Origin of the sequence: Roseivirga seohaensis subsp. aquiponti (genome assembly GCF_001267955.1) — a bacterium.
GTDB classification, from domain to species: Bacteria; Bacteroidota; Bacteroidia; order Cytophagales; family Cyclobacteriaceae; genus Roseivirga; species Roseivirga seohaensis.
Map to the genome: position 1 here is coordinate 109,521 of NZ_JSVA01000008.1, position 26,953 is coordinate 136,473.

At 39.5% G+C, this 26,953-nt stretch carries 26 protein-coding genes; 7 read left to right on the forward strand and 19 right to left on the reverse strand.

Going from position 1 to position 26,953, the window contains the following annotated elements:
- Positions 1 to 24: 24 nt before the first annotated feature.
- Both OB69_RS07455 and OB69_RS07460 read right to left on the reverse strand, forming a co-directional pair.
- Positions 25 to 1,572 carry a toxin-antitoxin system YwqK family antitoxin gene (locus OB69_RS07455; protein ID WP_185096880.1) on the reverse strand — a complete coding sequence of 516 codons (1,548 nt, stop codon included), beginning with the start codon at positions 1,570 to 1,572 and terminating at the stop codon, positions 25 to 27.
- Positions 1,573 to 1,823: 251 nt separating this feature from the next.
- Complete coding sequence (locus tag OB69_RS07460; protein ID WP_053223083.1) at positions 1,824 to 2,822, reverse strand: 3-oxoacyl-ACP synthase III family protein; 999 nt, start codon at positions 2,820 to 2,822, stop codon at positions 1,824 to 1,826.
- Positions 2,823 to 3,034: 212 nt separating this feature from the next.
- Here OB69_RS07460 and OB69_RS07465 point away from each other — a divergent pair, with 212 nt between their 5' ends.
- Complete coding sequence (locus tag OB69_RS07465) at positions 3,035 to 3,781, forward strand: DUF6503 family protein (RefSeq protein WP_071426747.1); 747 nt, start codon at positions 3,035 to 3,037, stop codon at positions 3,779 to 3,781.
- 7 nt (positions 3,782 to 3,788) lie between these two features.
- On the opposite strand, the gene OB69_RS07470 is transcribed toward OB69_RS07465, so the two are convergent.
- On the reverse strand, positions 3,789 to 4,487 hold the full coding sequence (locus OB69_RS07470; RefSeq protein WP_053223085.1) for an SOS response-associated peptidase: 699 nt from the start codon (positions 4,485 to 4,487) through the stop codon (positions 3,789 to 3,791).
- Positions 4,488 to 4,690: 203 nt separating this feature from the next.
- On the opposite strand from OB69_RS07470, the gene OB69_RS07475 reads away from it, so the two are divergent.
- From OB69_RS07475 to OB69_RS07485, 3 genes are all read left to right on the forward strand, one after another.
- Positions 4,691 to 6,322: a pyruvate dehydrogenase complex dihydrolipoamide acetyltransferase gene (locus OB69_RS07475; RefSeq protein WP_053223086.1), complete on the forward strand. Its 1,632-nt coding sequence runs from the start codon at positions 4,691 to 4,693 to the stop codon at positions 6,320 to 6,322.
- Between the two features lie 57 nt (positions 6,323 to 6,379).
- Positions 6,380 to 6,919: an ATP-dependent protease subunit HslV gene (gene hslV / locus OB69_RS07480; RefSeq protein WP_053223087.1), complete on the forward strand. Its 540-nt coding sequence runs from the start codon at positions 6,380 to 6,382 to the stop codon at positions 6,917 to 6,919.
- Positions 6,920 to 7,008: 89 nt separating this feature from the next.
- Complete coding sequence (locus OB69_RS07485) at positions 7,009 to 7,533, forward strand: hypothetical protein (protein ID WP_053223088.1); 525 nt, start codon at positions 7,009 to 7,011, stop codon at positions 7,531 to 7,533.
- Between the two features lie 180 nt (positions 7,534 to 7,713).
- Here OB69_RS07485 and OB69_RS07490 read toward each other — a convergent pair whose 3' ends face one another.
- The 7 genes from OB69_RS07490 to OB69_RS07520 form a co-directional block, all read right to left on the reverse strand.
- Positions 7,714 to 9,621: a M61 family metallopeptidase gene (locus OB69_RS07490; RefSeq protein ID WP_053223089.1), complete on the reverse strand. Its 1,908-nt coding sequence runs from the start codon at positions 9,619 to 9,621 to the stop codon at positions 7,714 to 7,716.
- 170 nt (positions 9,622 to 9,791) lie between these two features.
- Complete coding sequence (gene secG / locus OB69_RS07495) at positions 9,792 to 10,154, reverse strand: preprotein translocase subunit SecG (protein ID WP_053223090.1); 363 nt, start codon at positions 10,152 to 10,154, stop codon at positions 9,792 to 9,794.
- A complete protein-coding gene (locus OB69_RS07500; RefSeq protein WP_157608508.1) occupies positions 10,147 to 10,989 on the reverse strand; it encodes a hypothetical protein in 843 nt (280 codons plus the stop codon). The genes secG and OB69_RS07500 overlap by 8 nt, the downstream gene beginning before the upstream one ends.
- A 37-nt stretch (positions 10,990 to 11,026) precedes the next feature.
- A complete protein-coding gene (locus tag OB69_RS07505; protein WP_053223092.1) occupies positions 11,027 to 11,560 on the reverse strand; it encodes an LptE family protein in 534 nt (177 codons plus the stop codon).
- Positions 11,547 to 12,824, reverse strand: a complete 1,278-nt coding sequence (locus OB69_RS07510; RefSeq protein WP_053223093.1) for a sigma-54 interaction domain-containing protein — start codon at positions 12,822 to 12,824, stop codon at positions 11,547 to 11,549. Before OB69_RS07510 ends, OB69_RS07505 begins: the two co-directional genes overlap by 14 nt.
- A 17-nt stretch (positions 12,825 to 12,841) precedes the next feature.
- Complete coding sequence (gene miaB, locus OB69_RS07515) at positions 12,842 to 14,311, reverse strand: tRNA (N6-isopentenyl adenosine(37)-C2)-methylthiotransferase MiaB (protein WP_053223094.1); 1,470 nt, start codon at positions 14,309 to 14,311, stop codon at positions 12,842 to 12,844.
- A 157-nt stretch (positions 14,312 to 14,468) separates the two neighbouring features.
- Positions 14,469 to 14,915 (reverse strand): hypothetical protein, encoded by a 447-nt coding sequence (locus tag OB69_RS07520; RefSeq protein WP_053223095.1) that lies wholly within the window; start codon positions 14,913 to 14,915, stop codon positions 14,469 to 14,471.
- Positions 14,916 to 15,183: 268 nt separating this feature from the next.
- Here OB69_RS07520 and proC point away from each other — a divergent pair, with 268 nt between their 5' ends.
- Genes proC through OB69_RS07535 form a run of 3 tightly spaced genes read left to right on the forward strand, consistent with a single transcriptional unit; the run spans position 15,184 to position 18,002 of the window.
- Complete coding sequence (gene proC, locus OB69_RS07525) at positions 15,184 to 16,011, forward strand: pyrroline-5-carboxylate reductase (protein WP_053223096.1); 828 nt, start codon at positions 15,184 to 15,186, stop codon at positions 16,009 to 16,011.
- 2 nt (positions 16,012 to 16,013) lie between these two features.
- Positions 16,014 to 16,793 (forward strand): glutamate 5-kinase, encoded by a 780-nt coding sequence (gene proB / locus OB69_RS07530; protein WP_053223097.1) that lies wholly within the window; start codon positions 16,014 to 16,016, stop codon positions 16,791 to 16,793.
- Between the two features lie 9 nt (positions 16,794 to 16,802).
- Positions 16,803 to 18,002 (forward strand): glutamate-5-semialdehyde dehydrogenase, encoded by a 1,200-nt coding sequence (locus tag OB69_RS07535; protein ID WP_053223098.1) that lies wholly within the window; start codon positions 16,803 to 16,805, stop codon positions 18,000 to 18,002.
- Positions 18,003 to 18,044: 42 nt separating this feature from the next.
- Here the strand turns inward: OB69_RS07535 and OB69_RS07540 are convergent, their stop codons facing one another.
- The 9 genes from OB69_RS07540 to OB69_RS07580 all read right to left on the reverse strand — a co-directional run bounded on the left by OB69_RS07540 (position 18,045) and on the right by OB69_RS07580 (position 26,910).
- Positions 18,045 to 18,743, reverse strand: coding sequence for a hypothetical protein (locus OB69_RS07540; protein ID WP_157608509.1), 699 nt, complete (start codon positions 18,741 to 18,743; stop codon positions 18,045 to 18,047).
- A gap of 8 nt (positions 18,744 to 18,751) precedes the next feature.
- Positions 18,752 to 21,022, reverse strand: coding sequence for a xanthine dehydrogenase family protein molybdopterin-binding subunit (locus OB69_RS07545; protein WP_053223100.1), 2,271 nt, complete (start codon positions 21,020 to 21,022; stop codon positions 18,752 to 18,754).
- Positions 21,015 to 21,476 (reverse strand): (2Fe-2S)-binding protein, encoded by a 462-nt coding sequence (locus OB69_RS07550; RefSeq protein WP_053223101.1) that lies wholly within the window; start codon positions 21,474 to 21,476, stop codon positions 21,015 to 21,017. The genes OB69_RS07545 and OB69_RS07550 overlap by 8 nt, the downstream gene beginning before the upstream one ends.
- 53 nt (positions 21,477 to 21,529) lie before the next feature.
- Positions 21,530 to 22,351, reverse strand: a complete 822-nt coding sequence (locus OB69_RS18920) for a M23 family metallopeptidase (protein ID WP_053223102.1) — start codon at positions 22,349 to 22,351, stop codon at positions 21,530 to 21,532.
- An 84-nt stretch (positions 22,352 to 22,435) separates the two neighbouring features.
- Positions 22,436 to 23,245 (reverse strand): 4-(cytidine 5'-diphospho)-2-C-methyl-D-erythritol kinase, encoded by an 810-nt coding sequence (ispE, locus tag OB69_RS07560; RefSeq protein WP_053223103.1) that lies wholly within the window; start codon positions 23,243 to 23,245, stop codon positions 22,436 to 22,438.
- 91 nt (positions 23,246 to 23,336) lie between these two features.
- On the reverse strand, positions 23,337 to 24,152 hold the full coding sequence (locus OB69_RS07565) for an enoyl-ACP reductase FabI (protein WP_053223305.1): 816 nt from the start codon (positions 24,150 to 24,152) through the stop codon (positions 23,337 to 23,339).
- A gap of 112 nt (positions 24,153 to 24,264) precedes the next feature.
- Positions 24,265 to 24,861 (reverse strand): carbonate dehydratase, encoded by a 597-nt coding sequence (gene can / locus OB69_RS07570; RefSeq protein ID WP_053223104.1) that lies wholly within the window; start codon positions 24,859 to 24,861, stop codon positions 24,265 to 24,267.
- Between the two features lie 11 nt (positions 24,862 to 24,872).
- Positions 24,873 to 26,447 (reverse strand): SulP family inorganic anion transporter, encoded by a 1,575-nt coding sequence (locus OB69_RS07575; protein ID WP_053223105.1) that lies wholly within the window; start codon positions 26,445 to 26,447, stop codon positions 24,873 to 24,875.
- Between the two features lie 118 nt (positions 26,448 to 26,565).
- Positions 26,566 to 26,910, reverse strand: coding sequence for a hypothetical protein (locus OB69_RS07580; RefSeq protein ID WP_185096881.1), 345 nt, complete (start codon positions 26,908 to 26,910; stop codon positions 26,566 to 26,568).
- Between the last annotated feature and the right edge of the window lie 43 nt (positions 26,911 to 26,953).

Below are 26,953 nucleotides of genomic sequence, written 5' to 3' on the forward strand. Positions count from 1 at the left end.
ATAACAGTAATTGAAAGAGAATGTTTAACGATTTACTTCATCAATTAATTCTCCCTTTTCGTACACTTCTATTCTGATGAGTTTTCCGTTTTTCGCGTAGATGTTCCAGCCATCTTCTTTTATGCCATTCTCTAATTTTCCAGTACTCAATTTGCGACCTCTTTCATCAAAGAATGTCCAATTACCATTTGGGAGCCCGTTTTTGTAAGGTCCTTCAGAGAATTTAGTCCCATCAGGGTAATAGCCAATTTTAATTCCTTCTCCATTGATTATCGTGCCTGAGCTGTGCTTGTCACCGTCATCGTCTGTAAATTCAGATACTTTCATGAGCTTTCCTTTGTCGTAGGTTTCTTCTAGCATTGGTGAACCATCTTCATGAAAATAGCCCCAAAGCCCGTCTTTTTCACCAGTCAAATAACTTCCAATAGATGATAATTGCCCGCTTTCATGATAAGTGAACCATTGGCCTTGCTGTTTTCCTAATCGGTAATCGCCTTCAGAAATCAGTTTTCCTCGCGGACTAAAGCTTTTCCAATTCCCAATCCTTAGATCGTTCTTGTAGCTTCCAAACTCTGAAATCATACCATTATCGTGGTAGTATTTCCACACGCCTTCCCTAAGGCCTAACTTAAAATCACCTGTTTCTGCTACTACTTTATTGTCGTAGTAGGCGGTAAAAGTACTGTCAATAAAACCCAATCTATATCGGCTTTCACTTGCCACTTGGCCATTTGAATACCATTCTTTAGAAGTGCCAATTGGTTTATCGTCTACATACGTAATTTGACTTGCCATTCTGCCACTTTCATGAAAAGTTGTCCAAGTCCCCGTTTTCTTACCCTTGTCATAATACTCTTTTATTGAAGGTGAGAATTCACTGAATTCATAATACAACCACTCTCCATCTCTTTCACCATAAACAAACTGGCCTTTTTCAATAACAATAGCCCCATCGTATTTAACCCAATCACCGTTGAGGTAACCTTCTTTGTAATTGGTTTCAATCATAAGTGAACCAAAAGGATCGTATTGCTGAAATGGCCCATCGAGCTTACCTTTTTTGTATTGACTTTTGATTTGAAGGGCACCATTGTCATAATAACTATTCCATATTCCGGTTTTTAAGCCGTTTTCAAACTCACCTTTTTCATATAGTTGGCCAGAACCATAGTATGAAGACCATGTGCCGTTAAGTTTACCTGATGTATAATTGGTGAGGACTGTCGATTTTCCTTCTTCATTAAAAAGTACATAAGCTCCATTTAAAACGTTGTTGTCGTACTTGAGTCTGGCCCTTTCTTGTCGGTCTAGAAAGATCATCCATGCCCCAGCTTTTTTACCTTCAACATAATAGCCTCTTTGTAGAAAACTACTGTCTGCATTGTACATGGTCCAAAGTCCATCACGTTTGCCTTCTTTGGTTTTTCCTTCTTTCTTCAGTGTGGGGTCGTCAGAGGGGAATATTAGTTCATAGCTTTCCTCTTGAGCAAAGCCTGAAAGGCTGAACACTGTAAAAAATAAACTTGAAAGTATGAATTGACGAAAGCGCATAGAACGTATATCGGATTGCATGCAATTGGGTTTCATGAAAAATGATTCGGATCTTTCTTCTCAAATATTACGCCAAGAAAGCTCAAAACATTGCACCCCATGACGTCTTTTAATCAACACTAAAAAACGTTCGTTAGGATTTGCTAAATTGATTATCAATTCAGGCTTCCAATAAACGTTTTTGAGCTACATACCTAACATTTAAAGCCGTTTTTGGTTCAAAACGGAGGAGGTTTGTCAACGAAAATGGCACTTGAGAATTCGTAGTCGACTTACCAGCGAATTAATGCCGAAGCCCATGTGAATCCGCTACCAAAGGCCGCTAAACAAACTAAATCACCTTCTTTGATTTTACCTTGTTCCCAGGCCTCACTTAAGGCAATTGGTATTGATGCCGCTGTAGTGTTGCCGTAGTGCATAATGTTGTTGAATACTTTTTCATCTGGCATGTTTAATTGCTTTTGCACATAATTACTGATGCGCAAGTTGGCCTGATGCGGAACTAAAAGATCAATATCTTCTGCCATTAGGTTGTTATCGGCCAAAGCTTCTGCAATTACTTCGCTAAAACGAACCACTGCATGTTTGAATACAGCATTCCCGTTCATGGTAAGATGGAAAGTGGAGCCTTCAATTAGTTCTTGAGAAAGCCTTACAGTCCTGCTACTGCCAGGGTCTTTTACATAAAGTTCTTCGGCAAAATCACCATCGGCATGTAGGTGAGTAGACAGAATTCCCCCCTCAGAAGGTTCTGCAGCTTTAAGAACAGCAGCTCCGGCACCATCGGCAAAAATTACCGCGCTTGACCTCCCGGCTGTAGATTTGTCAATGGCCGAAGATTGAATTTCGGCACCAACCACTAAAACGGTTTTATACATGCCCGTTTTAATAAATTGATCGGCAATTGAGAGTGCGTAGATAAACCCACTGCATGCGTTCCTGATATCTAATGCGCCAATGCCTTGAAGCCCAAGTTCTCTTTGCATTAAAACGCCAGAGCCTGGGAAAAAATAATCTGGAGTAATGGTGGCAAAAACAATAAAGTCAACTTCACTAACATCTGTTTTTGCTCTTTCGAGCGCTATCTTTGCTGCTTTGGTGGCCATATTAGATACTGTGTCCTGTTCAGGATCGAACCATCTGCGCTCTTCAATACCAGTTCGCTCTATAATCCATTCATTACTAGTGTCTATTATTTTTTCTAAGTCTGTGTTCTTAACAATGTTTTTCGGTACATAATGACCTAAACCAACAATTCTGGAACTCTTCATGGCAATTCTATTTATGGATACAAAGTAAAGAAATATCCGATAGTTCGAAATTGTTTCTGTATGCTTACTTATTTAAAAGGAAATTAAGGCCATTCATCACAGCATGTGTTGTTCTACTCGATTCAAAGGAATTTCTTCGGCCGCCCAAGTAATGAAAGTAACTAATTGGGAATATTAGCGTAATGGCTTACGGAAGAATTGATTTGTGTAAAATGATAAGAGTTAATCCAAGTGTTTTTATTGTGCTGACCTGGGTTATGGTGTCTTCAAGCTGTGCTGTGAATGAGCCCACCGCTCAGCAAATACTGGATTCGGCCATACAAAAACATGGATATAAATCTGGTGAACCGTTAGAAATTCAGTTTGATTTTCGTGGTAATCACTACAACGCTAGAATTTCTGATAAAGGAGATGTTTATAAGCGTACCTCTTATAAAGATGGAAATGAACTTGAAGACATTGTTACTTCCAATACCTTTATAAGAAGGGTAAACCAAAAGGAAGTTCGAATGGAAGAAGATTCAATTTCTAGTATTTTGGCTGGTGATACCAGGTCTGTGGTTTATTTCGCGTTGCTTCCATATGCTGCTAACCGAGAAGTCATTAACAAACACCTTATGCCTTCTATAAAAATAAAAGAAGACACTTATTATAAAGTAGAGGTGACTTACGGAAAGAATGGTGGGGGAAAGAATTTCGAAAATATTTTTGTTTACTGGATCAACCAAAAAACGCACACTATTGATTACTTAGCGTATAGCTATTATATAAATGGTGGCGGAGTGAGGTTCCGTGAAGCATACAACCAAAGGGAAGTAAATGGAGTGCTATTTCAAGATTATATCAATTACACTATTGATAGTGATTTTCCTGCCCACGAACTGGATTATGCTTTCCAAACGGATCAGCTAAGAGAAATTTCAAGAATTGATCTCGAGAACGTTCAAGTAACTCGTTAATCCCAAATTATCCAAACAGCGTAAAACTTCCGAATTGGTTTGCGGGGGGTGCTTTTTTGAGAAGCTCCGGGCTATCGAAATCGGGGTTGCTGATTTTAGGTGTGATGGAGAAGCGATCTAATGGTTTTTCTCTGTAAGGGGTAATGAAGTTGATTACGCTTTCCTCTGTATTAGATTCATTTAGCCAATCTATCATCAAATCGCTGTCGAGTATGGCTGGCATTCGGTCAGTAATATCTTCTACATCTGAATTAGCCTTGGTCGTTATCATCATGAAAGTATGCACCGACTCTCCGTTTTCATCTTCAAATTCATCCCATAATCCAGCAATGCCAAAGGGACTTTTATCAGCCAAATGAAAACGATAAGGGATTTTTTCTTTTTTTGAAATGCTTTTCCAAGCATAAAAACCATCTGCAATTATTACACAGCGTTGAGTTTTTAAATTCTTTTTTAGGCTGGCCTTGTTTAGTATTTGATCTACTGGCGCAAAAATTAGTTTTTCGCTAACACTATGGTTTTTTACAAATGCCGGGTTAATTCCCCAGTAGAAAAAAGAAAGTCCGTCTGGGTTTTCTGCAGTAATTACAGGGAGTAATTTTGTAGGCGAAGCATTATACTTTTCTTTATACTGTCCAGTCACTTCAACATTGAAATATTCTTCAATAACTTTAGCAGAACTGGCAATGGAATAGCTGGATGGCATATTAAACTTTTTTAGAAATTTAAGTGATCAGGTTCATAAATACTAATACTTCGAACCATTCACCGAGGAGCTAAGTTGCAGAATTATTCTATTGAAGATTAACCGATTATAAAATGATAACAAAAGCTTAGGGCAATAGGTCATTCAATAATTTGAATATCGGTTGTTTAAAACTATTTTTGGGCTCAATTTTCACAAATCTTATGGCAGAAATCGTTAGGATGCCGAAAATGAGTGACACCATGGAAGAAGGGGTGATCGCTGTTTGGCATAAAAAAGTAGGTGATAAAGTAGAATCAGGTGAGTTAATGGCCGAAATCGAAACCGATAAGGCTACGATGGACTACGAATCATATAATGAAGGAACCGTATTATACCTTGGCGCAGAAGAAGGTGAGGCCGTTCAAATCAATGGCATTTTGGCCATTGTTGGAGAAAAAGGCGAGGATTATAAGGCGCTTCTGAATGAGTCAAGTGAAAATGGCTCGGGTGATAATGAAGAAAAACCAGCAGAGGCGAAGAAAGCTGATGCCGAGGCGATAGATACAAGTAACATCAAAGCAGAAGTGGTGAGAATGCCGAAAATGAGCGACACCATGGAAGAGGGTGTTATTTCGGCTTGGCATAAAAAGGTAGGCGATACGGTAGAGTCAGGTGAACTGATGGCTGAGATCGAGACCGATAAGGCTACCATGGAATACGAGTCTTACAATGATGGAACTGTATTGTATCTTGGCGCTAAAGAAGGAGAGTCAGTAGCTGTAAATGGTGTTTTGGCCATTGTAGGCGAAAAAGGAACTGACTTTGAAACGCTTTTAAAGGCTGAAAGTCAAACAGAAAGTGAGACAGAGCCGGCCAAAGAAGAGCCTGCGAAAGCTAGTCCAAAGCAAGAAACTTCTGAACCTAAGAAAGAAGAAAGCACTGTACAAACCCAAACTAATAACGGAAGAATTAAAGCGTCCCCTTTGGCTAAGAGATTGGCTCAAGAAAAGGGAATCAATATTTCAGAAGTGAAAGGTTCTGGCGATGGCGGAAGAATTATAAAAAGAGATGTAGAAGATTTTGTTCCTGTTAAAGCTGAACAGACCAAATCTGCAGCTCCAGCCCAAAAATCATCAACGCCTGCAGTGGAGCTTCCTAAGATTGTAGGTGAAGAAAGTTTTGAAGAGCTAAGGGTATCGCAAATGCGAAAAACCATAGCCAAGCGTTTAGCCGAAAGTAAATTTACTGCGCCTCATTTCTACCTTACCATGGAAATCAACATGGATAAGGCCATTGAGGCAAGAGCTAGTATGAATGAAGTTTCACCAGTGAAAATTTCGTTTAACGATATGGTAATTAAGGCCGCAGCCGCAGCTTTAAGAAAACATCCTCAGGTAAATTCATCTTGGTTGGGCGATAAAATTAGAATTAATCACCATATCCATATCGGTGTAGCAGTAGCTGTGGAAGAAGGTCTTCTAGTACCTGTAGTTAGGTTTGCAGACAATAAGCCACTTTCTCATATTGCTGCCGAGGTAAAGCAATTAGGAGCAAAGGCAAAGAATAAAGAATTACAGCCTGCTGAATGGGAAGGAAATACTTTCACCATTTCTAATTTAGGAATGTTCGGTATAGAAGAATTTACAGCCATTATTAACCCGCCAGACGCTTGTATTATGGCCGTTGGTGGTATTAAGCAAACCGCAATTGTTAAAGATGGTGAGTTGGCTATTGGTAACATCATGAAAGTAACCATGTCATGCGACCACAGAGTAGTTGACGGTGCAGTTGGCTCAGCATTCCTGCAAACCTTCAAATCTTTATTAGAAGATCCAGTTAGGTTGCTGGTTTAGAAACTTATTAAGTTCAAGTCCCGTTCTCATACGGGACTTTTTTTATTTAGAAATAACATGACTAAGATTAGATCAACCACCGTATTAGCGGTAAAACATAACGGTTCAATTTCAATTGGTGCCGATGGACAAGCTACTATGGGTAATACCGTAGCCAAGAGTAACGTAAAGAAGATCAGAAAGCTTCAGGATGGGAAGATAGTAACAGGTTTTGCAGGCTCTACTGCCGATGCCTTCACTTTACTAGAAAGGTTTGATGAAAAACTGAGTGCTTACGGAGGAAACATGAAAAGGGCTGCGATAGAATTAGCTAAAGATTGGCGTACTGATCGCTACTTAAGAAAACTAGAGTCGATGCTGATTGTCGCAGACAAAGATGATATTCTGATCTTATCCGGAACGGGTGATGTTTTAGAACCAGACAATGGTATTGCGGCCATCGGTTCTGGAAGTATGTATGCTCAAGCTGCAGCTCAAGCGCTAAAAACTCATGCGAAAGATTTAGACAGCTTCGCAATTGTTGAAGAGAGTCTTAAAATTGCTGCTGACATCTGTATATACACAAATCACAATTTGATTATAGAGAAAATTTCTTAATTTCGTAATAAAGAAAAGATTTTCAATCACTTAGCTGCTTTTGTAGTAGTTAATTGTTGAGCGAGAATTCAATTTAACCAACTGAAACAATGCGTACTCCTATCTCAAAGCTCTTTGCTTTAATGGCTTTAATTGTCATGAGCAATAGCTGTATTGACACCAAGATTCCCTCATATACTGAAGGGAGTGAAGGAAGACTCCTATTAGGGGCTACTGTACACTTAGGAGATGGAGAGGTAATTGAAAATGCAGCTTTGGCTGTAAAGGACGGCTACGTTACCTTGTTAGCAGATGGTGCTTCAAAAAAGCTTGACTTTTCTAAATTTCAAGTAGATCGCTTAAGTTCTGAATATCATATTTATCCTTTTAAGAAGACTGAATTAGGTAACTCTGGAATTGTATTGGCCAGAGCCGATGCAAAGCCGTTTAACATTACCATTCGCGATAATGAAGTGGAAAAATGCATTACCATTGGTTGCGAAGCGGCCTTATTGATTTGTAGAGGAAGCATAACCGACATTAGTAAGTTTAGGGTAGAATACGTTGTGGACGGCAATGACAAAGTCAAAATATTAGAGCAGTCAGACTACAAGGTGAATGGAAATAACCGCTAGTCCGTACCCTTATTAGAATAGTATAAAATGAGCGACTTATTGGTCGCTTTTTTTATTTGAAGTCTGGTGCCTAATAAGTTTTATACTTGATTGAAGTAAACTTCTAGGTGGTTGGAGAAACGAAAAAGGCCACCGATTTCGGTGACCTTTTACATCGTCTTAATTTTTTTACACTCACTCTTAATTCTTTGGCTCCAACCAAGCCTTTCTCAGCTTAAGCTGGGCTGGTGTAGCGTTCTCGTCAAAGGCCAATTTAAAGGCTACAGGCACGTCAATTTGTTGGTTAGGAGTTGTAAGGGTTATTTCTTTAGGTTCGCCATCTACAGCCCTAATAACCGTTACGCTCATGGTTTCAAGACTTGGAATTTTTTGAAATTGTCCGCCTAAGAAGTTATTGATTTCAGGCCCAAGTTCTGGGAGCTCGTCTCCGTTCATTTTCAAGATGATATCACCGTTTTGTAATCCAAGCGCTTTACCAATAGCATCAAGTTTATCTTGATTACCTATCGCTAACATTCTTTTCCCATTGTATTCGGTTGCAGCTATGCTTTCCTGACTAATGATTAATGAGTACTGTTTCTTGGTGCCGTCTTTAACTACTTTTACACCAACTTCGGCCAATACTTCTTCATAGTTGATAGGTGTGTTTCCTGCCACATAAGTGTTGAGGAATTTTCCGATTTCAGGATAGGTCATGGCTACTATTTCACTGAACAGTTGATCATCTTTAAAGGATTTCTCCATACCGTATTTCTTAGAAAGATCAGCCATCATTTCTTGCACGCCATAAGCACCGTCAGAAAGTTTTCTAAGCTTAATGTCTAAGGCCATACCAATAAGTGCACCTTTCATGTATACATTGTAGTATTGGTCAGCGTAGGTGTCTAAAGCGCCAAGGCTCAACTCTGTAAAAGGCAAATCATCCTTAAACTGTGCCGAGGTAAGAATTTTTTCAGATAGCATGTCCAAGTATTCCTCTGGGCTTACCAAGCCGTATTTAACTTGTACGCTACCAGCAAAATACTCCGTCATGCCTTCGTACATCCAAAGGTGACGAGACATTTTAGGATCGTTAAAATCGAAACTTCCAATTTCTTCTGAGTGAATAGTTAATGGAGTTACAATATGAAAGAACTCATGAGCAGCAAAGTCACGCAGTTGCTGATTCAATTGCTGAATAGTTTGCTCAGGCATAAAATAGAGTGAGCTGAAAGAATGCTCCAGAGCACCATAAGATAAAACTGGCTGATCTGTGAAGTAGAAAATGAACGCATATTTTTCAACAGGCAACTTTCCGCCTAAGAAAGTGCTTTGTGCTGCGAGCACTTCTTTAATACTGGCTGCAATTTCTTTAGCCGTAACCTTTTTGTTAGGGGAATAACTAGCAACCAGCACTTCGGTATTTGCTACTTTAACTATGGCTGTATCAGGCTTACTGTACATTAATGGCGAGTCAATCAAGCGATCGTAATCTGAAACTTCGAACCTATCAATGGTGCTGTTGGCATCAGGTGTATTGAAGTCTTTCTTTATTAATTTACGGCTTAAGCTTGTGTTTGTAGCTTCTGCTTTTAATCCAGTGGCTCCATAAAAGTTCATAGGACGAATGATATTAATCTCGAAAGCTTCTTTTTTCATGCCTTCAAAATAGCCGAAGAAACCGCTTGTGTTTAAAAGGAAATTTTCGCCTTCAGCAATATTGGTTCCTGCTGGTTGAAATATCTCAGGGCCTTCTTTTGGGTTATCATAAGTATCGTCTACCCAATAGCTTATTTTGGTAATTTTTTTAGCATCACTGATTTTCCAAGTGTTATCATCAAGCCTTTTTACCGGAAGTGGGTTCCCTTTTTTATCGAAAGCTTCAAAGTCTGAAACCATTCGGCCATAATCGGCTATAGCGTAGGTGCCAGGGATGATTTTTGGTAGGTAGAACAAGATCTCGTCTTGTTTTATTTTGGGTGGGGCGAGCTCTACATATACTTTATCGTCCGACACGCGGGAAAGATCGATGATGTATTTGTATGGGTTTGCTGCCCATGTGATTGTTGTGAATAGGAGACCTAAACAGATAAATTTGAGTTTGTTCATGATATTGAATTTAAACGCCAGAGGTTTGACATGCTCTAGCGTTGATTTATACTATAACTGCAATATTAAGGCTATTGTGTAAATACTATTAATGAAAAGTATTGATTTTAGTTTGAAGGCAAAAAAAAAGACCATCAATTGATGGTCTTTTTTATAAAGTCTTTGTGCTCTTACTGGTTACCTGTTGTGTCAGGAGCAGTTTGAGGTGTGCCTCCAGCCTCTGGCGTTACAGGAGCTTGTTGTTGCATTGGCATCTCTTGAAGTGCCTTGTCTATGTTAGGATTATTTGAAAAATCACTATTGCTATTGTCTACCATCATTCCAGATGCCAGACTAAGCGCTAATAAGGTTAGTGCAAAACCCCAAGTCACTTTTTCTAATAAATCGGTTGTCTTTTTTGCTCCAATTACTTGAGTAGCACCTGCGCCACCGAACTGGCTTGACAAACCGCCACCTTTAGAGTTTTGAACCAGTACGATTAAAATTAAAAGTATGGCAACGATGATGGCAAGGATTATTAATAGCTTAAACATTCTGTACTTCCTTTATTTTTTGAATTTGGCTCGCAAAGTAAGTTCTTTTTTCAGGGAATTTCAAGCTTAGTTTTTTATAAATGTCAATAGCCCTGGTATATTTTTTTTGTTTCAGTAATAATTTGGCTAAAGTTTCAGTAACGAACTCGTCTTTAGACTTCATGTGCTTGGCTGCGAGGTCTTCTTGCGTGTACTCATTCTCCTCGTTAATACCCTTTTTGTTTTCAAAACGAGGTTCATTTTGAATGAATTTTTCTATCAATTCTACCTGAGACTTGTTGCTTTGCGGAGTTGTCTGGGGTTTGATTTTCTTTGTGTTTTCTTGTCCTTCAAACATCTTTGCCAATCGGAGTTTTCGTTCTTTAATCTCCAATAAGTCTTTTTCCAACTGATTGATCTCTGGGTTTTTCTGATCTAATGTTTGAGTAGCAAGAGGTTCTTCTTGTTGTTCATTTTTGTCGGTCTTAGAAATAGCTTCTTTAGTTACCGTTTCTGTCTCAGTTTCAGCTTTTGGGGTAACTATTTCCTTTGCAGTTTCTGGGGTTTCAATTGCCTTAACCTGCTTTTTCTGGATTGTATTCTCTTGAGGGGCTTCAAAGCTTATTTCGCCAAGAATTATTTTCTTTAAATGGGCTCTGTTAGGAGAGTAGATGGCAGCTTTTTTAATGAAAGCATCTGTTTTTGGATGATCTCGATCTTTAAGTGCCTTGGCAACTATTACGTAGGGTGTTTGAAAAAAAGGATACTTTTTACGCAGATCATTGAGCGATTTAATGTCCTCATTGGTGACTTGGTGTAGGTTTCCAAGAAGTTGATTAAACCGTTCTCTGTTCACTGGTTTTTGTTTTGGGATGTCTAAAATAGAATGAAAATTACCATTGGGCAACTGAGGCCTGAAAAATTTCAAAAATAATCTCTTTAAAAATCTGACTTACCAATTCTGGCTCGACAGATGTTAATGAGGTAGTTTGTGGGTCATAATCAGCATAGAAACTAAAGGTACGTTTAAAGTTTTCTTCTTCCTTATTTACATTGGTAAATGCTACTTCTACACCTATGGTTAGTCGCATTAAACCTGATCTATCGGCTACATTCTGATTTCCGGATGAAACAACCGCTTGAGGTGAAATGTTATATCTAGAAATTGCTCCTTCAAACTGTAAATCACCCTTTGAAGGTACTAATTCTAGCTTAGTATTCCGCTGAAAATAATCCTTCATGTCTTCCGTAAACAGTTGCCCCATATTTGGAAGTCCTCCATCTACAGCATCATTAAAGAAATTAGCAATAGATATAGTTTTTGTAGTGTTGTAATCTATTGAAGCCCCTGAAAAGCCATAGGTACAGCCAAAAAGCGTGGAAGCCAATAGTGCTATACTCAGTATTAATGATTTACTCAATTTCATACTGCTTGATTTTACGATACAGGGTTCGTTCAGAGATACCTAAATCTCTAGCGGCATACTTTCTTTTATTGTTATTCTTTTTCAAGGCTTTAATAATGAGTTCTTGCTCTTTCTTTTCTATGGATAACGACTCGTCTTCCATTTCATGCGTAATGTCTTCTACTTTATCTTCCTCGTAATCGTAGTCGTCAACAATAGGTTTAGGCTCTAAGTAATAGCTTTCATTTGTTTGCTTTTCTAGCTGGTCACTTAGTAGGGCACTGCTGTCATCATCTATGTTTCTAAATAAATTTGCATGCTCGCTAATCGTCTTTTCACTCAAATCACCAGATTCTAAAATATCGTGAACCAACTTTTTAAGCTCTGTCATGTCCTTTTTCATATCGAACAAAACTTTATAGAGCAAATCTCTTTCACTCAAGCTATCTCCTCCTTGTCCGTTATGAGCTTTATAAAGTGCCGGTAAACTAGTTCTGTTTTGAGGCAAATATTTGACCAAAGTTTCTGCGGAAATATGTCTTTCCATTTCTAATGCAGAAATTTGTTCTACTAAATTCTTGAGCTGACGTATATTACCAGGGAAATTGTAGCGCAAAAGAATGGCTTTGGCATCGTCATCTAGCTTTATAGATTCCACTCTATATTTTTCCGCAAAGTCAGAAGCAAATTTTCTGAACAACAAATCAACATCATTACCTCTATTTCGTAACGGAGGAACAGAAATTGGAACGGTACTTAATCGGTAATATAAATCCTCTCTGAATTTACCATTGTCCACCGCATCGAGCAGGTCGACATTAGTAGCGGCTACCACTCTCACATCGGTTTTTTGAACTTTAGAAGAACCAACTTTAATGAACTCTCCATTTTCTAAAACGCGTAGCAAACGCGCTTGGGTAGACATTGGCATTTCTCCAATTTCATCTAGAAAAATGGTTCCGCCATCAGTAACCTCAAAATAACCTTTTCTGGCATCGTATGCCCCTGTAAATGAGCCTTTTTCATGACCGAATAACTCGGAATCGATAGTGCCTTCAGGAATTGCTCCGCAGTTGATGGCAATGAACTTACCGTGCTTTCTTGGGCTCAGCTGATGGATAATTTTTGAAAAGGATTCTTTACCACTACCACTTTCGCCAGTAATCAATACTGTCATATCGGTAGGAGCAACTTGTGCCGCTACCTGAATGGCGTGGTTTAACTGAGGGCTATTGCCAATAATACCAAACCGCTGTTTTATGCTTAATATTTCGTTGCTATTCAAGGTGTAGGGGTTGCGGGTTAATCAACAGAGTTTCCTAGAAGTGTGGCTGTGGTACAGTCATCTACAAAAACATTCACATAGTCTCCTTTTTTGAAATTCTTTTTAGGGAAAATCACCACTTTGTTTGCAGAGTTTCTTCCGCTTAAGTGTTCTTCCGAACGTTTTGAAGTGCCTTCTACTAGTACTTTATGTACTTTGTTCAGGTCAAGTTTGTTTCGTTCGAACGAATATTGTCGTTGCTTATCAATTATTTCCTGAAGTCTCCTTTTTTTAACTTCCAGTGGAACATCATCTTTTAACTTTTTAGCAGCTAAAGTTCCGGGTCTTTCCGAATAGAAAAACATGTAGGAGAAATCGAACTTTACATAATCCATTAAGCTTAGGGTATCTTGGTGCTCTTCTTCTGTTTCTGAACAAAAGCCAGCAATCATGTCGGAAGAAATACCGCATTCTTCGCCCAAAATTTCTCTGATGGCGTCAACTCTATTGATATACCATTCGCGCGTATAAGTTCTGTTCATCAATTCCAATACTCGGCTGTTTCCGCTCTGCGCAGGTAAATGAATGTACTTACAAATGTTCTCATACTTTTTCATGGTATGGAGCACCTCGTTGGTAATGTCTTTTGGATGCGAAGTAGAAAAACGAACCCTAAGGTCGGGAGATACTTGAGCCACCATTTCAATCAGGTTTGCAAAATTGACAATGGCTTCGGCTTCGCCTTGTTTTTCTTTTTTCTCTAACCAAGCCTTATTATTCTCTTCAGGAGACCATTTGTAGCTATCTACGTTTTGGCCTAGAAGTGTCACCTCTCTGTAGCCCTGATCGAAAAGGTCTTGTGCTTCGCGAACAATTGAATGTGGGTCTCTACTTCTTTCTCGACCTCTGGTAAACGGCACCACGCAGAAAGAACACATGTTATCGCAACCTCGCATAATAGAGATAAATGCATTAACTCCGTTTGAGTTTAACCGAACAGGAGAGATGTCGGCATAGGTCTCTTCTCTTGACAGTAATGTATTGATGGCTTTTAAGCCTTCCTCTGCCGAACCTACTAAATTTGGTAAATCACGGTAGGCATCAGGCCCTACTACTACATCTACTAATTTTTCTTCTTCCAGAAGTTTGTCTTTTAGCCTTTCAGCCATACAACCCAAAACCCCAATGGTGAGTTCTGGCTTTCTTTTCTTTATTTTATTGAAGTCTGCTAAACGCTTTCTAACCGTTTGTTCAGCCTTTTCTCTTATGGAACAAGTATTCAGAAAGATAACATCGGCTTGTTCAAACTCCGAGGTGGTATCGTAACCATTGTCTTTCATAATGGAGCTTACAATCTCGCTATCAGCAAAATTCATTTGGCATCCATAACTTTCAATGTAGAGTTTCTTTGCTTTACCAGTATTCTCTTCTTTTGAAGTGATTACCGTGTCTGTCGCCTCCCGACTATTTCTATCTAGAATGTCTATGTCCTGAATAATGTTATCCATTTACTTCTATCTCTATTCTACAAAATTGAACCGCAAATATAAGTGATTTGACCGAAGAAGCGCCAATTTGGCAGCGAAGTGTTGGACGAATGTGTTTGGGTGTTTGGGTGTTGAAGTGTTGGTGTTTCTAAGGTAAAATCAATCTGTTTTCTGAGTTTTAGATTTCGTCATAGCGTTTGATTAAGTGTTTGTAAGCTGAATTTAAATCTAGGTGAAAATCGCTTTCAGCTTCCTCAAAATCTATTTTCATCAAAGAAGAAAGCCCAAATCTGTTTTTATCTGATAAAACGAAGGATGTGATAAAACCTTTATCAGGATAGATAACAACATCTTGAAAAATTTGAAAGAGGTTAATGATTCTGTCTCCATAACTATATTCCAATTCTCGCATGTCAATCAGAATGGCTAAGGGTTGAAATGAGAGAAGCGCTAATCCTATTTTTTGATACAGAAACTTGCCGTAATCTTCTCCTTGAGATCCGTGGCTACATTTGCCTTTTATTTCTACCCAAAGAATGCTTTCTTCCTTGTGGTCATGAATGTCGCATGTAATTTCAGTACAGGGAAGAATGGAAAGATCTTGATGTATGAAGTTGTTTTTCATTGGTAATGAGGTGTCATTCTCAAGATAGGAGGTTTTTTAAATTATTCGGAACATTAAGCTACTACAGTTGTTGGTAAGGTATAATGAGCTACGCAAAACATATTCAATACCCTAGAAAAATCATTTTTTCTAACCTTCAGGCCCTTCCTGTGGTCTTCTGCGTGTTCGTTAATTAATTCACTGAAATCTATTTAGTTGTCGCTTCCAAGGTATTCACCTGGGGCATATTGCTATATGCAATCTTTAAATTCATTTAATAAACACAATCATGAAAGTGCTAGTAATTGGTGCAGGAAATATGGGGTTGACCTATACTTCTTCCATCGCAAAATCAGGTTATTTAAAGAAGGAAGACCTGATCATCTTCGACAAATCTCTCGAGTTGAGAGAAACCTTAAAAAAATCTACAGAGAATTTTGAAGTCTACGATACCCTAGAGGACTGTCTGCCCATAGCAGATATTATTTTTCTAGCTGTAAAACCTTACCATAACGATGAACTCATGCAGGAAATGAGGGCTATGATGAACGATCAACAGTTGGTGATTTCAATTATGGCTGGTGTTACTATTGAAACCATTCAACTGGGCTTGGGAATAAAAAAAGTAGTACGGGCCATGCCCAATTTACCGGCTCAGGTGGGCAAGGGAATGACATCTTATTTGGCTGCACCTGAAATATCTCGTATTGAACTTTGGATGGTGGAAGACTTGCTCAATACCACTGGTAAATCCGTAAGGGTCGATTCACAAATGTTTATCGATGCCTCTACAGGTATTTCTGGCTCGGGGCCGGCCTATGTTTTCTATTTTATGGAATCAATGATGGAAGCCGCTAAAAGCATGGGCTTTTCAGATAACGATTCAAAAGTGCTGGTAAGTGCCACGTTTGAAGGTGCAATCGAACTCTTCAATAAAAATAAGCTTTCGCCAGATAGTTGGATGAAAAGGGTGAGTTCTAAAGGAGGTACTACACAGGCTGCTCTCGATTCTTTAATAGATAATAATGTGCAACAGTTAATTCACGATGCCGCTTATGCCGCTTTTAACAGGGCCGTGGAACTGGGGAAAGAATCAACCGAATTACAAGAAAAATAGTCGTGGTAAAATCAACTAAGAAAAGAGTAGTAATAAAAGTAGGTACCAACGTACTGACAAATAAAGATAACCGCATTGTAAGGCCTGTAATTCAAGGGATTGTAAGGCAAATTGCTGAACTCTACGAAAGAGATATCCTTTCTGTATTGATCTCATCAGGATCTGTAATTGCAGGAAAAGAAGTGCTTGGGCATTCTGAAATTGAAGATAAAGCCATCAGAAGGCAGGTTTTTTCATCTGTAGGCCAACCGCGAATGATGAGAACCTATTATGAGACATTTCATGATTATGGAATGAAGTGCGCTCAAGTATTGGCTACTAAAAGGGATTTCAATCCAGGTGTTTGGCGCGAAAATATGATCAATTGTTACGAAGGGTTATTGTCTGAAGGCATCATTCCCATCGCAAATGAAGATGACGCTACATCGCTATCGCACACCATGTTTACAGATAATGATGAAATGGCGAGTTTGGTGGCTGAATTGATCAATGCTGATATGCTCATTCTTCTGACCGATACGCATGGTCTATATAATGGTCATCCAAATCATAGTGATACTTCAATTATCAGAGAAGTAAATGGCCAGCAGAATCTAGAAAAGTACATACAGAAAAGCGAAAAAGGCGAAGCCGAAGGTAGAGGAGGAATGGGGTCTAAACTAAAGATTGCTCAGGGAGCAGCAGCAAAGAACATTACTGCATATATAGCCAATGGCAAACAAGACAATGTGATTTTAGACATTATTGATGGAAAAACGGTAGGTACCAAATTCACAGCATAAAAAGTAAAAATGGAATTATTAAAGACAGATAAGAAGAACAAAGTATTAGCATCATTTATAAAAATTTTAGGCCTGAATAGAGCTCAAATCATTGCGGCAAATCAGTTGGATTTGGCTGCTTTTGATCAGTCTGACCGTGCCATGTACGATAGGCTCGTGGTCGACAATGCAAAGATCGACAGTATGGTGAAGGCCGTAGAAGAAGTAATGGAAAAGGATGACCCCGTAGGGCAAACGAAATCTACTTTCAAAAGAGAAGATGGACTGGAGATTATTAACAAAACTGCACCTTTCGGTACCATCATGATGATTTATGAATCACGACCAGATGTAACAGTGGAAGCAGCGGTTTTGGCCTTCAAAGCCAATAATAGAATTCTTTTAAAAGGAGGGAAGGAAGCTATTCACTCCAATCAAATACTCATTGATTGCTGGCATCAGGCTTTACACCTTAATGGTTTAGATTCAGATTGGGTGCAGCTGCTCAAAATGTCGAGAACTGAGACGCAAGCGTTCTTGAAAAATCCAGATCAGAAAATTGATTTGATTGTTCCAAGAGGAGGCGAGCGTTTGATTGCTTTTGTGAAGGAATACGCTACTTGCCCTGTTTTGGTAAGCGGAAGAGGAAATAATTTCATTTATGTAGATCATAAAGCAGATTGGAACCAAGCATTGAAAGTGATTTTAAATGCTAAAACGGATAAGATTTCAGCTTGCAACGCCCTCGATAAAATTTTGCTCGATAAGCGTTTGCCAGATTTGGAGAATAAACTCATTCAACTACAAAAAGCTTTACATGAATTTGAGGTAGAGCTTGTGGTAGATCAAGAAGTGAAGAAGGTTTTGCCTGAAGAGCAAGTCATAGAAAATGAAGAAATTTGGTTTGAAGAGTTTTTGGCACTCAAGGCATGCGTAGCCCTTGTAGGTGACGAAAAAGAAGCCATTCAGAAGATTAATAAATATTCTGGTGGCCACTCTTCAGCCATTATTACAACCGATAAAGTGCTTGCACAGAGCTTTATGGAGCAAGTGGATAGTGGAGCAGTATATCACAATGCTTCTACCCGTTTTACAGATGGAGGTCAAATGGGAATTGGTGGCGAACTGGCCATCAGTACCGATAAGTTGCATCACCGTGGCCCATTGGGGCTAGAACAATTGGTGACTAATAAATACTATTTTTTCGGAAACGGGCAGGTAAGAGTCTAAGTTGAATGGTTGATTTTAGGGTCTGTAGTTTGTAAATAGCAATTATTTGCAAACCACAGGCCCTGTTTTTTGCTCCTGATTTTTTAGCAAGCCTACTTTTATTAAAGAATTTGGATTTGTGCCCAGCCAAGCATGAACTTCTCTGGTAATTCCTCCAATATGATCTTTAGATGAAGGCCCTGTTTCGTAGCCTGCAATTACGACTACACTTTTGTTATTGGCTGTAAGCAAAAACTTAGTGCCCCTTTTTGGTTTGGATTCACTGGCCCACATCATGCACATAAACCACATTTCATCTTCTGGAGTTAACTCGCTTCGCTGTACTTCACCCACAGAACCCTGCCCAAAATGGCCGCCTTCTTCAGGTGTCCATTCTTTGTTCCACTTTTTGGAATACAATTCCTCAAAAGTCATTTTTGGGTCGAAGGATTGGTAAAGAAGAAAGCTGCGCTGAAGGTGTTGCTGAATGTTCTCCGTTATGGTTTTGGGCCAAGGCACTAGGTTGTCGAACTTATCTGATTGAGTGATATAATGGTTTTCTTCTACAAATCTCCCACTTGTTGGTAAGTTGATGGTTCTTTGCCAAGGAGTGTTTCCATAAGGCATATTATGCTTGATTTCTATCGGGCTTGTCTCGCAAAATGAGGTAGGTAATCGCATCTCTTGAACCGATTTATTCACCGTTAATTGAGTGCAACTGCAAACCAGAAAAAGGAGTGCGAATAACTTGAGTGATTTCATGGAATGGGTTAGACCAATTTAAAACCGTGATTTTTCAAAGGGAGTGAACGTAAACGTTCACCAGTAGCGGCAAAAATAGCATTGGTCAGAGCAGGAGCAATTGGAGGAGTGCCAGGTTCGCCAACACCACCTGGGGCTTCGTTGTTTTCCATAATGTGTGTGAACACTTCAGGCATGTGTTTCAACTTCAACATTTCATAGTTAGGGAAATTCGACTGCTGAATTTTGCCTTCTTCAATGGTGATTTCTCCATAAACAGCTGCAGTTAACCCAAAAACAATTCCGCTTTGCATTTGCGCTATAATGGTGTCTGGGTTCACATAATTGCCGCAGTCAATCACGCAAAACACTTTGTCCACACTAAATTCTTTATGGGGGTTGATGCTGATTTCGGCCACTTGTGCTACGATAGAACCGAAGGATTCGTGAAAGGCAATGCCTCGGCTTTTTCCTTCGGGAAGAGGGGAATTCCAATTGCTGATTTTAGCTACTTTGTCCAGCACTTTTTTCTGTCTAGAGTTTGAAGGAAGAAGCTTTGCTCTAAACTCATAAGGATCGGTATCGGCTTCATTGGCCAGTTCATCTATAAAGCTTTCAGTGAAAAATCCATTGTAAGAATGACCTACACTTCGCCAAAAACCCAAACGCATTGGGCTTTCAATAAACGAATATCCAACTTTTCGTGCACCCAGATTATAAGCTAAACCTAAAGCACCTTCGGCTGCGGTGGTGTCCTGCGATTCCGGTGGAGTCATTAGCGGAAAGTTTCGCCCAATGCTACTTCGTAAAACCGACTGAAGCGATAAATGATTTTCCCATGCGGTTATTCTTCCATCATTATTCATTCCTGCCTTAAAACTGGCCATGGCTGCTGGGCGGTAGGTGTCAAATTGTGTGTCTTCTTCTCTCGACCAAACCATTTGAATAGGCCTGCCTTTCATGGCTTTGGCAATGCGTACAGCTTCAGTCACAAAGTCGTTTTCGGCCCTTCTGCCAAAACCACCTCCCAAATATTTAATGTCGATTTCAACATTACTGCTATTTACATCCGCTTCTTTGGCGGTGGCCATGGTGACCAAAAATGGCGCCTGATGCCCCACCCAAACCTTGGCTTTGTCTTCTTCCACCAAAACCGTGCAGTTGATCGGCTCCATGGTGGCGTGCGCTAAAAATGGAACTTCATATTCTGCTTCGAAAACCTTGTTAGCAGCTTTAAATGCTGTGGCAGTATTATCAATCTTCTCTTTTACATGGTCAATTTCTTTGTTGAGCCTTGTTTTTAGAAGCTTAGAAATATGAGCTGATGAAAGCTGTTCATTTCCTTTGTTGTCAATTTCAAAAGTGAGTGCATTCGCGGCTTGTTGTGCTCGCCAAGTGTTGTCGGCAATTACAGCCACACCAGTAGGCCACTGCACGATGTGTTTTACGCCTCGCATGGCAAGCACTTCTGGCTCGTTCGTAATGCTCGTGATCTCTCCTCCAATAATTGGGCAGTGTTTTACTGCAGCAAAAAGCATGTTCGGTAAACGCACATCAATGCCAAATTCGGCAGCTCCCGTCACCTTCTCTTTCAGGTCAATGCGTTGAGTAGGTTTGCCAATGACTTTAAAATTAGACTTCGCTTTTAAAGTTGGTCGGTTATTGGGTTTTTCTTCTGCTGCAAAAGGCGCAAGAGACCCGTATGAGACTTTTTCTCCCGTTTCAGTATTGAGAAAAAAGCCTTTTTCTGCTTTTAATTTATCAATGTCAATAAACCATTTTTTCATGGCTACTTTCATCAACATTTCCTTGGCCGAAGCCCCCATAATGCGGTAATGCTCGTAGCCATCACGAATGGTCGTACTTCCGCCAGTAGCGATATATGGAAGAATATAGGCCACCTTTTCCATGAAATGGAAACCAGTGGAGCTTGAGGTTCTTTCGTAGTGGGTAGCCAAATTCACGTTGGCGTAAGGCGACTCTACTTGCGGGTGAATTACTTCGATTTGCTCTAAATCTACTTCCAGTTCTTCGGCAGTTAGCATGGCCAATGCGGTATGTGCCCCTTGTCCCATTTCCGCCCGAGCAATGGCCAGTTTGATTTTGTTATCTGGTGTAATATGAATGAAAGCATTGAGCGATTCTGCGCCTTCAAAGCCCATTCCGCTGAACTGCTTTTTCTTATAATTGGAAAATGCGACTCCGCCCAAGCCTAATGCAAAACCACCTCCGATTACAGCTCCGGAAATGATAAACGCCCTGCGACTTATTTTCTGTCCTCTGGTTCGTTCTTTAGCCATTTTCTTGATTTTGAGTCAGCACCTCTTTAATGGCTTCTTTAATTCTTTGGTAAGTTCCGCAGCGGCAAATGTTAGAAATGGAAGCGTCAATTTCCTCTTCAGTAGGCTGGCTATTGTTATTTAAAAGGCTTTCTACGGCCATAATCATTCCCGATTGGCAATAACCACATTGCGGTACTTGATGGTCGATCCAAGCTTGTTGAACGCGTGACAGCTGGTCATCTTTTGCAATGGATTCAATGGTAGTAATGGCTTTTCCTTGCAGTGCAGCAATGGGTAATACACAAGATCGAACGGCTTGTCCGTCTAAATGAACAGTGCAGGCACCACAAGCGGCAACTCCACAACCGTATTTGGTTCCTGTGAGGTTAAGTTCATCGCGCAACACCCAAAGCAAAGGCATATTGGGTTCCACATCCACTTCATGGTCAATACCATTCACGTTAATCTTCATAGCAAAATTTATCCGTTTTGGAATTTAAGAAAAGAAAGTGGAGGTGAAAAACTTTACTGGTTTTTGATGGCCGTATAGATTTTTCCTTCTACTAGAAGTTCAGTTTTATTGCTCGAAGTTTTGAATAAAGTAGGGAGTGAAACCTGTCGATCTTTTTCAGTTTTACGTACGATGAAATGTAGATGAGGTCCTGTGCTCCATCCTGTATTTCCACTCAACGCAATTGGGTCACCAGCTTCCACTAAATCACCCAGTTGTACTGTAACTCCTTCAAACTGTAAGTGGAGGTAGTCTGCATAAGTACCGTCTTCGTGTAGAATGGTTACGTAATTACCCATGTTGTTACACCTTTTGCTTGCGCAACCTTGATTGGAATCTTCTTTAATTCTAATCACTTTTCCGGCCCTAGCCGCAAAAATTCTAGTGCCTTCATCCATCGTGAAATCGAGTGCATTTTCTCCTTGATGAGTTCGATCGCCATTATAACCTTGAGTAAGCCTATAGCTTGTTCCTTCTTCAAAAGGAAGTAAATATTCTTGTTTAGGATCGTGTTGTGCATTTGCATCGCCAAAACGATAGATATAGCTAAATGAATACTGCCATGATCTTTCGAAGGGAATTATAAGACTGGTGAGCCTAAATTCTTTGGTGTTGGCAGGAACTACAATAAAGTCAGGAACCTCTTTTGAAGGCCTTAAACCTTTTAGTTTGAGCGTTAATGTAACCGTTTGTGGGTAGGGTTTATCGTTGTCTGCGTAAATGCCGATTCTACCATCTTCTCTAACATCGTATACATTGATCTCTTTTTCTTGGGCAAAAGAAAGCGTAGAAAAACTTGAAAGAAAGAGTAAGCAGAGTATTAACCGAATGTGCATAAGTGGTCAGACCAATGAGTTAAAGACGGAGATAATATACGATTTATTATAAAAGGTAGTTTGAAAACAGCTTCAACTCTTTTCCTAAAGCTCGATCAGTTTATGCGTGTATGTTTCGAAAGCTGGTGAAATCTCAGGTTTCTCAGTATATAATCCAAAGAGGGTAGAACCTGAGCCACTCATGGCAGCATAGGCCGCTCCATTTTGATAAAGGGCTTCTTTGATTTTACCTAAAACAGGGTGATTAGGAAAGATGGATGCTTCGAAATCATTGATCAACTTTTCGCGCCAGAGACTAAAGTCTTTGCTTTCTAGAAGTGCTTTCAAGTCTACTTCATTGGGCTTTGGCGTTACATTGGCGTATGCTTCTTGGGTTGAAATGTGAACTTCAGGTTTAATCAAAAGCATCCACATGCCAGCTAAATCTAGGTCGAAAACCTCTAAATCGGTACCCGTTCCTGTAGCAATGGCTGGTTTGTTTTGAATAAAGAAGGGGCAATCACTTCCTAGTTGGGCTGCGTAATCTTCTAGAACAGAATCATCTAAGAATAATTGAAATTCGCTGTTCAGCATTTTCAGCATAAAAGCGGCATCTGCAGAACCGCCACCTAATCCAGCGCCCATCGGAATAATTTTATGCAGGTGAATATTAAGCTCAGGAAGCCCAAAATCTTTACGAAGTAGCTTGTATGCTTTTAAAACTAAGTTGTCTTTTTCATCACCCGGAATGGCAATTCCGCTAGAAGAAAAAGAGATTTTCTTACCTGGAATAAACTCCAATACATCGCACCAAGGAATAGGGTAGAGGCAGCTTTCAATGCTATGGTAGCTAGTATGAAGCTTCCCAGTAATGGAAAGTCCTAAATTGATTTTAGCATTGGGGAAGGTAACCATAGCGCAAATTGGTGAATTAAAAACAGCCTGCTGATTTTCGTTTGAAACGCTTAATCGGCAGGCTGTTATCTATTGTCCTAATGACTATTAATTAATCTTTTTTCAACTGCTCAATTAATGCATCGGTAATTCCAGAAGTAGAGAAACCTCCATCATGCATTAAGTTTTGCATGGTTACCATTCTCGTGTAATCAGAGAACATCATGGCGCAATATTTAGCGCAATCTAAAGCACTTGCATTGCCTAATGGACTCATTTGGTCGGCATAAGAATAGAATACATCAAAACCTCCAACACCTGTTCCGGCAGTAGTCATGGTAGGAGATTGAGAAATAGTGTTTACTCTTACTTTTTTCAATCTAGCATAACGCTCACCGTAGCTTCTGGCAATAGATTCAAGCATGGCTTTTGCGTGTGCCATATCTGAATAATCTGGGAAAGTACGTTGAGCTGCAATGTATGATAAACCTAAAATTGAGCCCCATTCATTCATGGCGTCAAGTTTTTCGGCTGTTTGCATTACTTTATGAAAAGAAATGGCAGAAACATCTAAGGTTTTAGTGAGCCAATCGTAATTCAAATCGCCATAATCACGGCCTTTTCTTACGTTCGGACTCATGCCTATTGAGTGTAAAACGAAATCGATTTTACCACCCAAAATCTCCACTGACTTGGTGAAAAGGTTTTCTAAATCTTCGATTGAAGTTGCATCGGCAGGAATAATTTCTGCACCGCAGGCTTCAGCCAATTTATTGATTTCACCCATTCTCATCGCAATCGGAGCGTTGGTTAGGGTAAAGGTGGCGCCTTCATCTTTTGCTACTTCAGCTACTTTCCAAGCAATAGAGCGTTCGTCTAATGCGCCAAATATGATTCCTCTTTTACCTTTTAATAGATTATTTGCCATAGTACGTTTTCTTATTTCGGCTGTAAAAATAGGCATTCAATTTAATAAACCGATACGAAATGTGTTTTCGAATAATGAGACATGCCTGGCAAATAATCTAATCTGGTTTAATTTAATTTTCTGTTGGTACGTTTAAGTCTTTAAGTAAACCGTTTTTAATGTCGTATACCCAACCATGAACTTTTGGTGAATCTCCTTTTGCCCACATGTTTTGAATAATACTGGTAGTGGTAAGGTCGTATACCTGTTCTATTACATTGAGTTCTACAAACCTGTCGGCTCTTGCTTTCTGATCTTCAATAGCTTCCAATTCTGTTTTATGGAGTCTGTAAACATCCTTAATATGACGAATCCAATTGTCTACTAAACCATATTGGTTGTCGTCCATTGCTGCCATAACTCCACCGCAACCATAATGGCCACAAACGATTACATGCTTCACTTTTAAGATGTTTACTGCGTAATCTAGTACGCTTAGCATGTTCATGTCGGTGTGAACCACCATGTTAGCAATGTTTCTGTGAACAAAGATTTCACCTGGTTCAGTACCCGTAATTTGGTTTGCAGGCACACGGCTATCGGCACAACCAATCCACAATACTGGTGGTTTTTGGCCATTTGCCAATTTGTTAAAGAAGTCTTTGTCTTCGTTTAACTTGTCTTCTACCCACTTCTGATTGTTATCTAATAATTCTTTAGCTAATGTCATATCTCTTAAGATTAATGTTTTACGGTTACTGTTGATCCTGTTGGAATGTTAATGAGTTCTAGTGTAATGTTCTTTTCATGGGCTGACTCCTTGAAATTATAGATAACTTCAAGTGCATCGTAATCAATTTTGGTTGATCGAGACCCATCTAAAATTACATTGCTATTGTGTGGTAAGTGTTCTAAAGTAAGTTGTAAACTGGCCTTATTTAAGAACGATACATGCTCGCTTAACTCTAGTCTAATTTTACTGTTGTTGGTACTTACTTGCTTCTCTTCTTCGTAATGATAAGGTACTTTGTAGTTGGCTTTTAGAATATAGAATATACCTACAGCCATACCGATTAAAATACCAATCAAAAGGTCGGTGAAAAGGATAGCAACTACTGTGGTGATAAATGGAACAAACTGTTCGCGCCCCAGCTTAAATTGTTGTTTGTATAATGCTGGTTTGGTTAATTTAAAACCAACCACAATTAGGATTGCCGCCAATGATGCCAATGGAATCATGTTCATTATTGTTGGAAAAATTGCCACGGCAATCAATAATAAAATACCATGAAAAACAGCCGACATTTTTGATTTTGCTCCTGCCTCAATGTTGGCCGAACCTCTTACGATTACTGCTGTAATTGGTAAACCTCCAATCAGGCCAGATACAATATTACCTACCCCTTGAGCTTTCAATTCAGCATTCTGAGGCGTACGTCTTTTATGTGGGTCAAGCTTATCCATTGCTTCTACACACAGTAATGTTTCTAAACTGGCTACAATGGCAAGAGTAAACGCGGTGATGTATACGTTAATGTTCGTCAGTAGAGAAAAGTCTGGAAATTGGAATACAGCACCAAGTGAATCTAAGCCAGAAATTACAGGGATATTTACCATGTGATCTCCGCTAATCGAAAGGTCTGGGTAGAATGCGCCAAAAAGGTAGTTAATTAATACACCTATGGTTACTACAATGATACCCCCCGGAACCCCCTTAAGGAATTTGTTTTGTTTTATAAAGTTACTACCCCAAGCAATTAAAATAAACAAGGATATTAATCCTACAATTAAACTGCCTAAGTAAATATGGTCGAAGGAAGAAACAAGGAATGAAAGCGTATTGCTGCCATCTTGCTGCATAAACTCCATTTCACCAAAGGCATCAGCGTCAAAACCAATAAGGTGTGGCACTTGCTTCAGAATTAAGATTAACCCGATTGCTGCGAGCATACCTTTAATTACTGGTGAAGGAAAGTATAAACCGATAATTCCGGCTTTTAAGTAACCTAGTGCTACTTGAATTATTCCTGCCATTACAACAGCAAGTAAAAAACCCTGAAAACCACCGAGGTCGTCAATCGCTGAAAGAACGATAACCACCAAGCCAGCGGCTGGCCCACTTACGCTCAAACTTGACTTACTTAACATTCCCACCACGATACCGCCTACAATACCAGCAATTAAGCCTGAGAAGAGTGGGGCTCCTGATGCGAGTGCTATACCTAAACAAAGCGGTAGTGCTACTAAGAAAACTACCACACTTGATAGCATATCGCTTTTCAAGTTTTCTTTTGAAAACATATTTTTAATACTCATAAACGGATTGTTAAAAATTTTTCGACTTGCCCTTATGTAAAGAATAAGCCTGATTTACTGTGCGTTAGCAACAGTGTTTTTGATAAAGTAAAAATTGATTAGAATTGATTTTTTAAGCCTAAGCTATCAATTCGGGGGGTGGGGTTGGTATTTTCTCTTTTATAAACTCTCCATCTAAAATAAAGAAGTAAAAATCTCTTTTCACGAAGTCAACGAGAGTCCAGTTTTTATGGTAATATGAATGACTGACTACTAAGTCATCAATATCAACGCAGTCCTCTTTAGTTTCTTCGTCTGGTAGCGTTAGAGGGAGTGGGATCGAGTCAGAATCTGAATTTTCTTGATCCTCAGTATTATGCTCCTCGTCTTGGTTTATGTCAACCGCAATACTCTGACTAGGCGCCATTACAACTCTATTGAAAGAATACACCCCGAAACCCTGTATCGAAACGAGAAAACTCATTACGATTATAAAGCATGTATGGAGGTGTTTACGCATTAAAAAT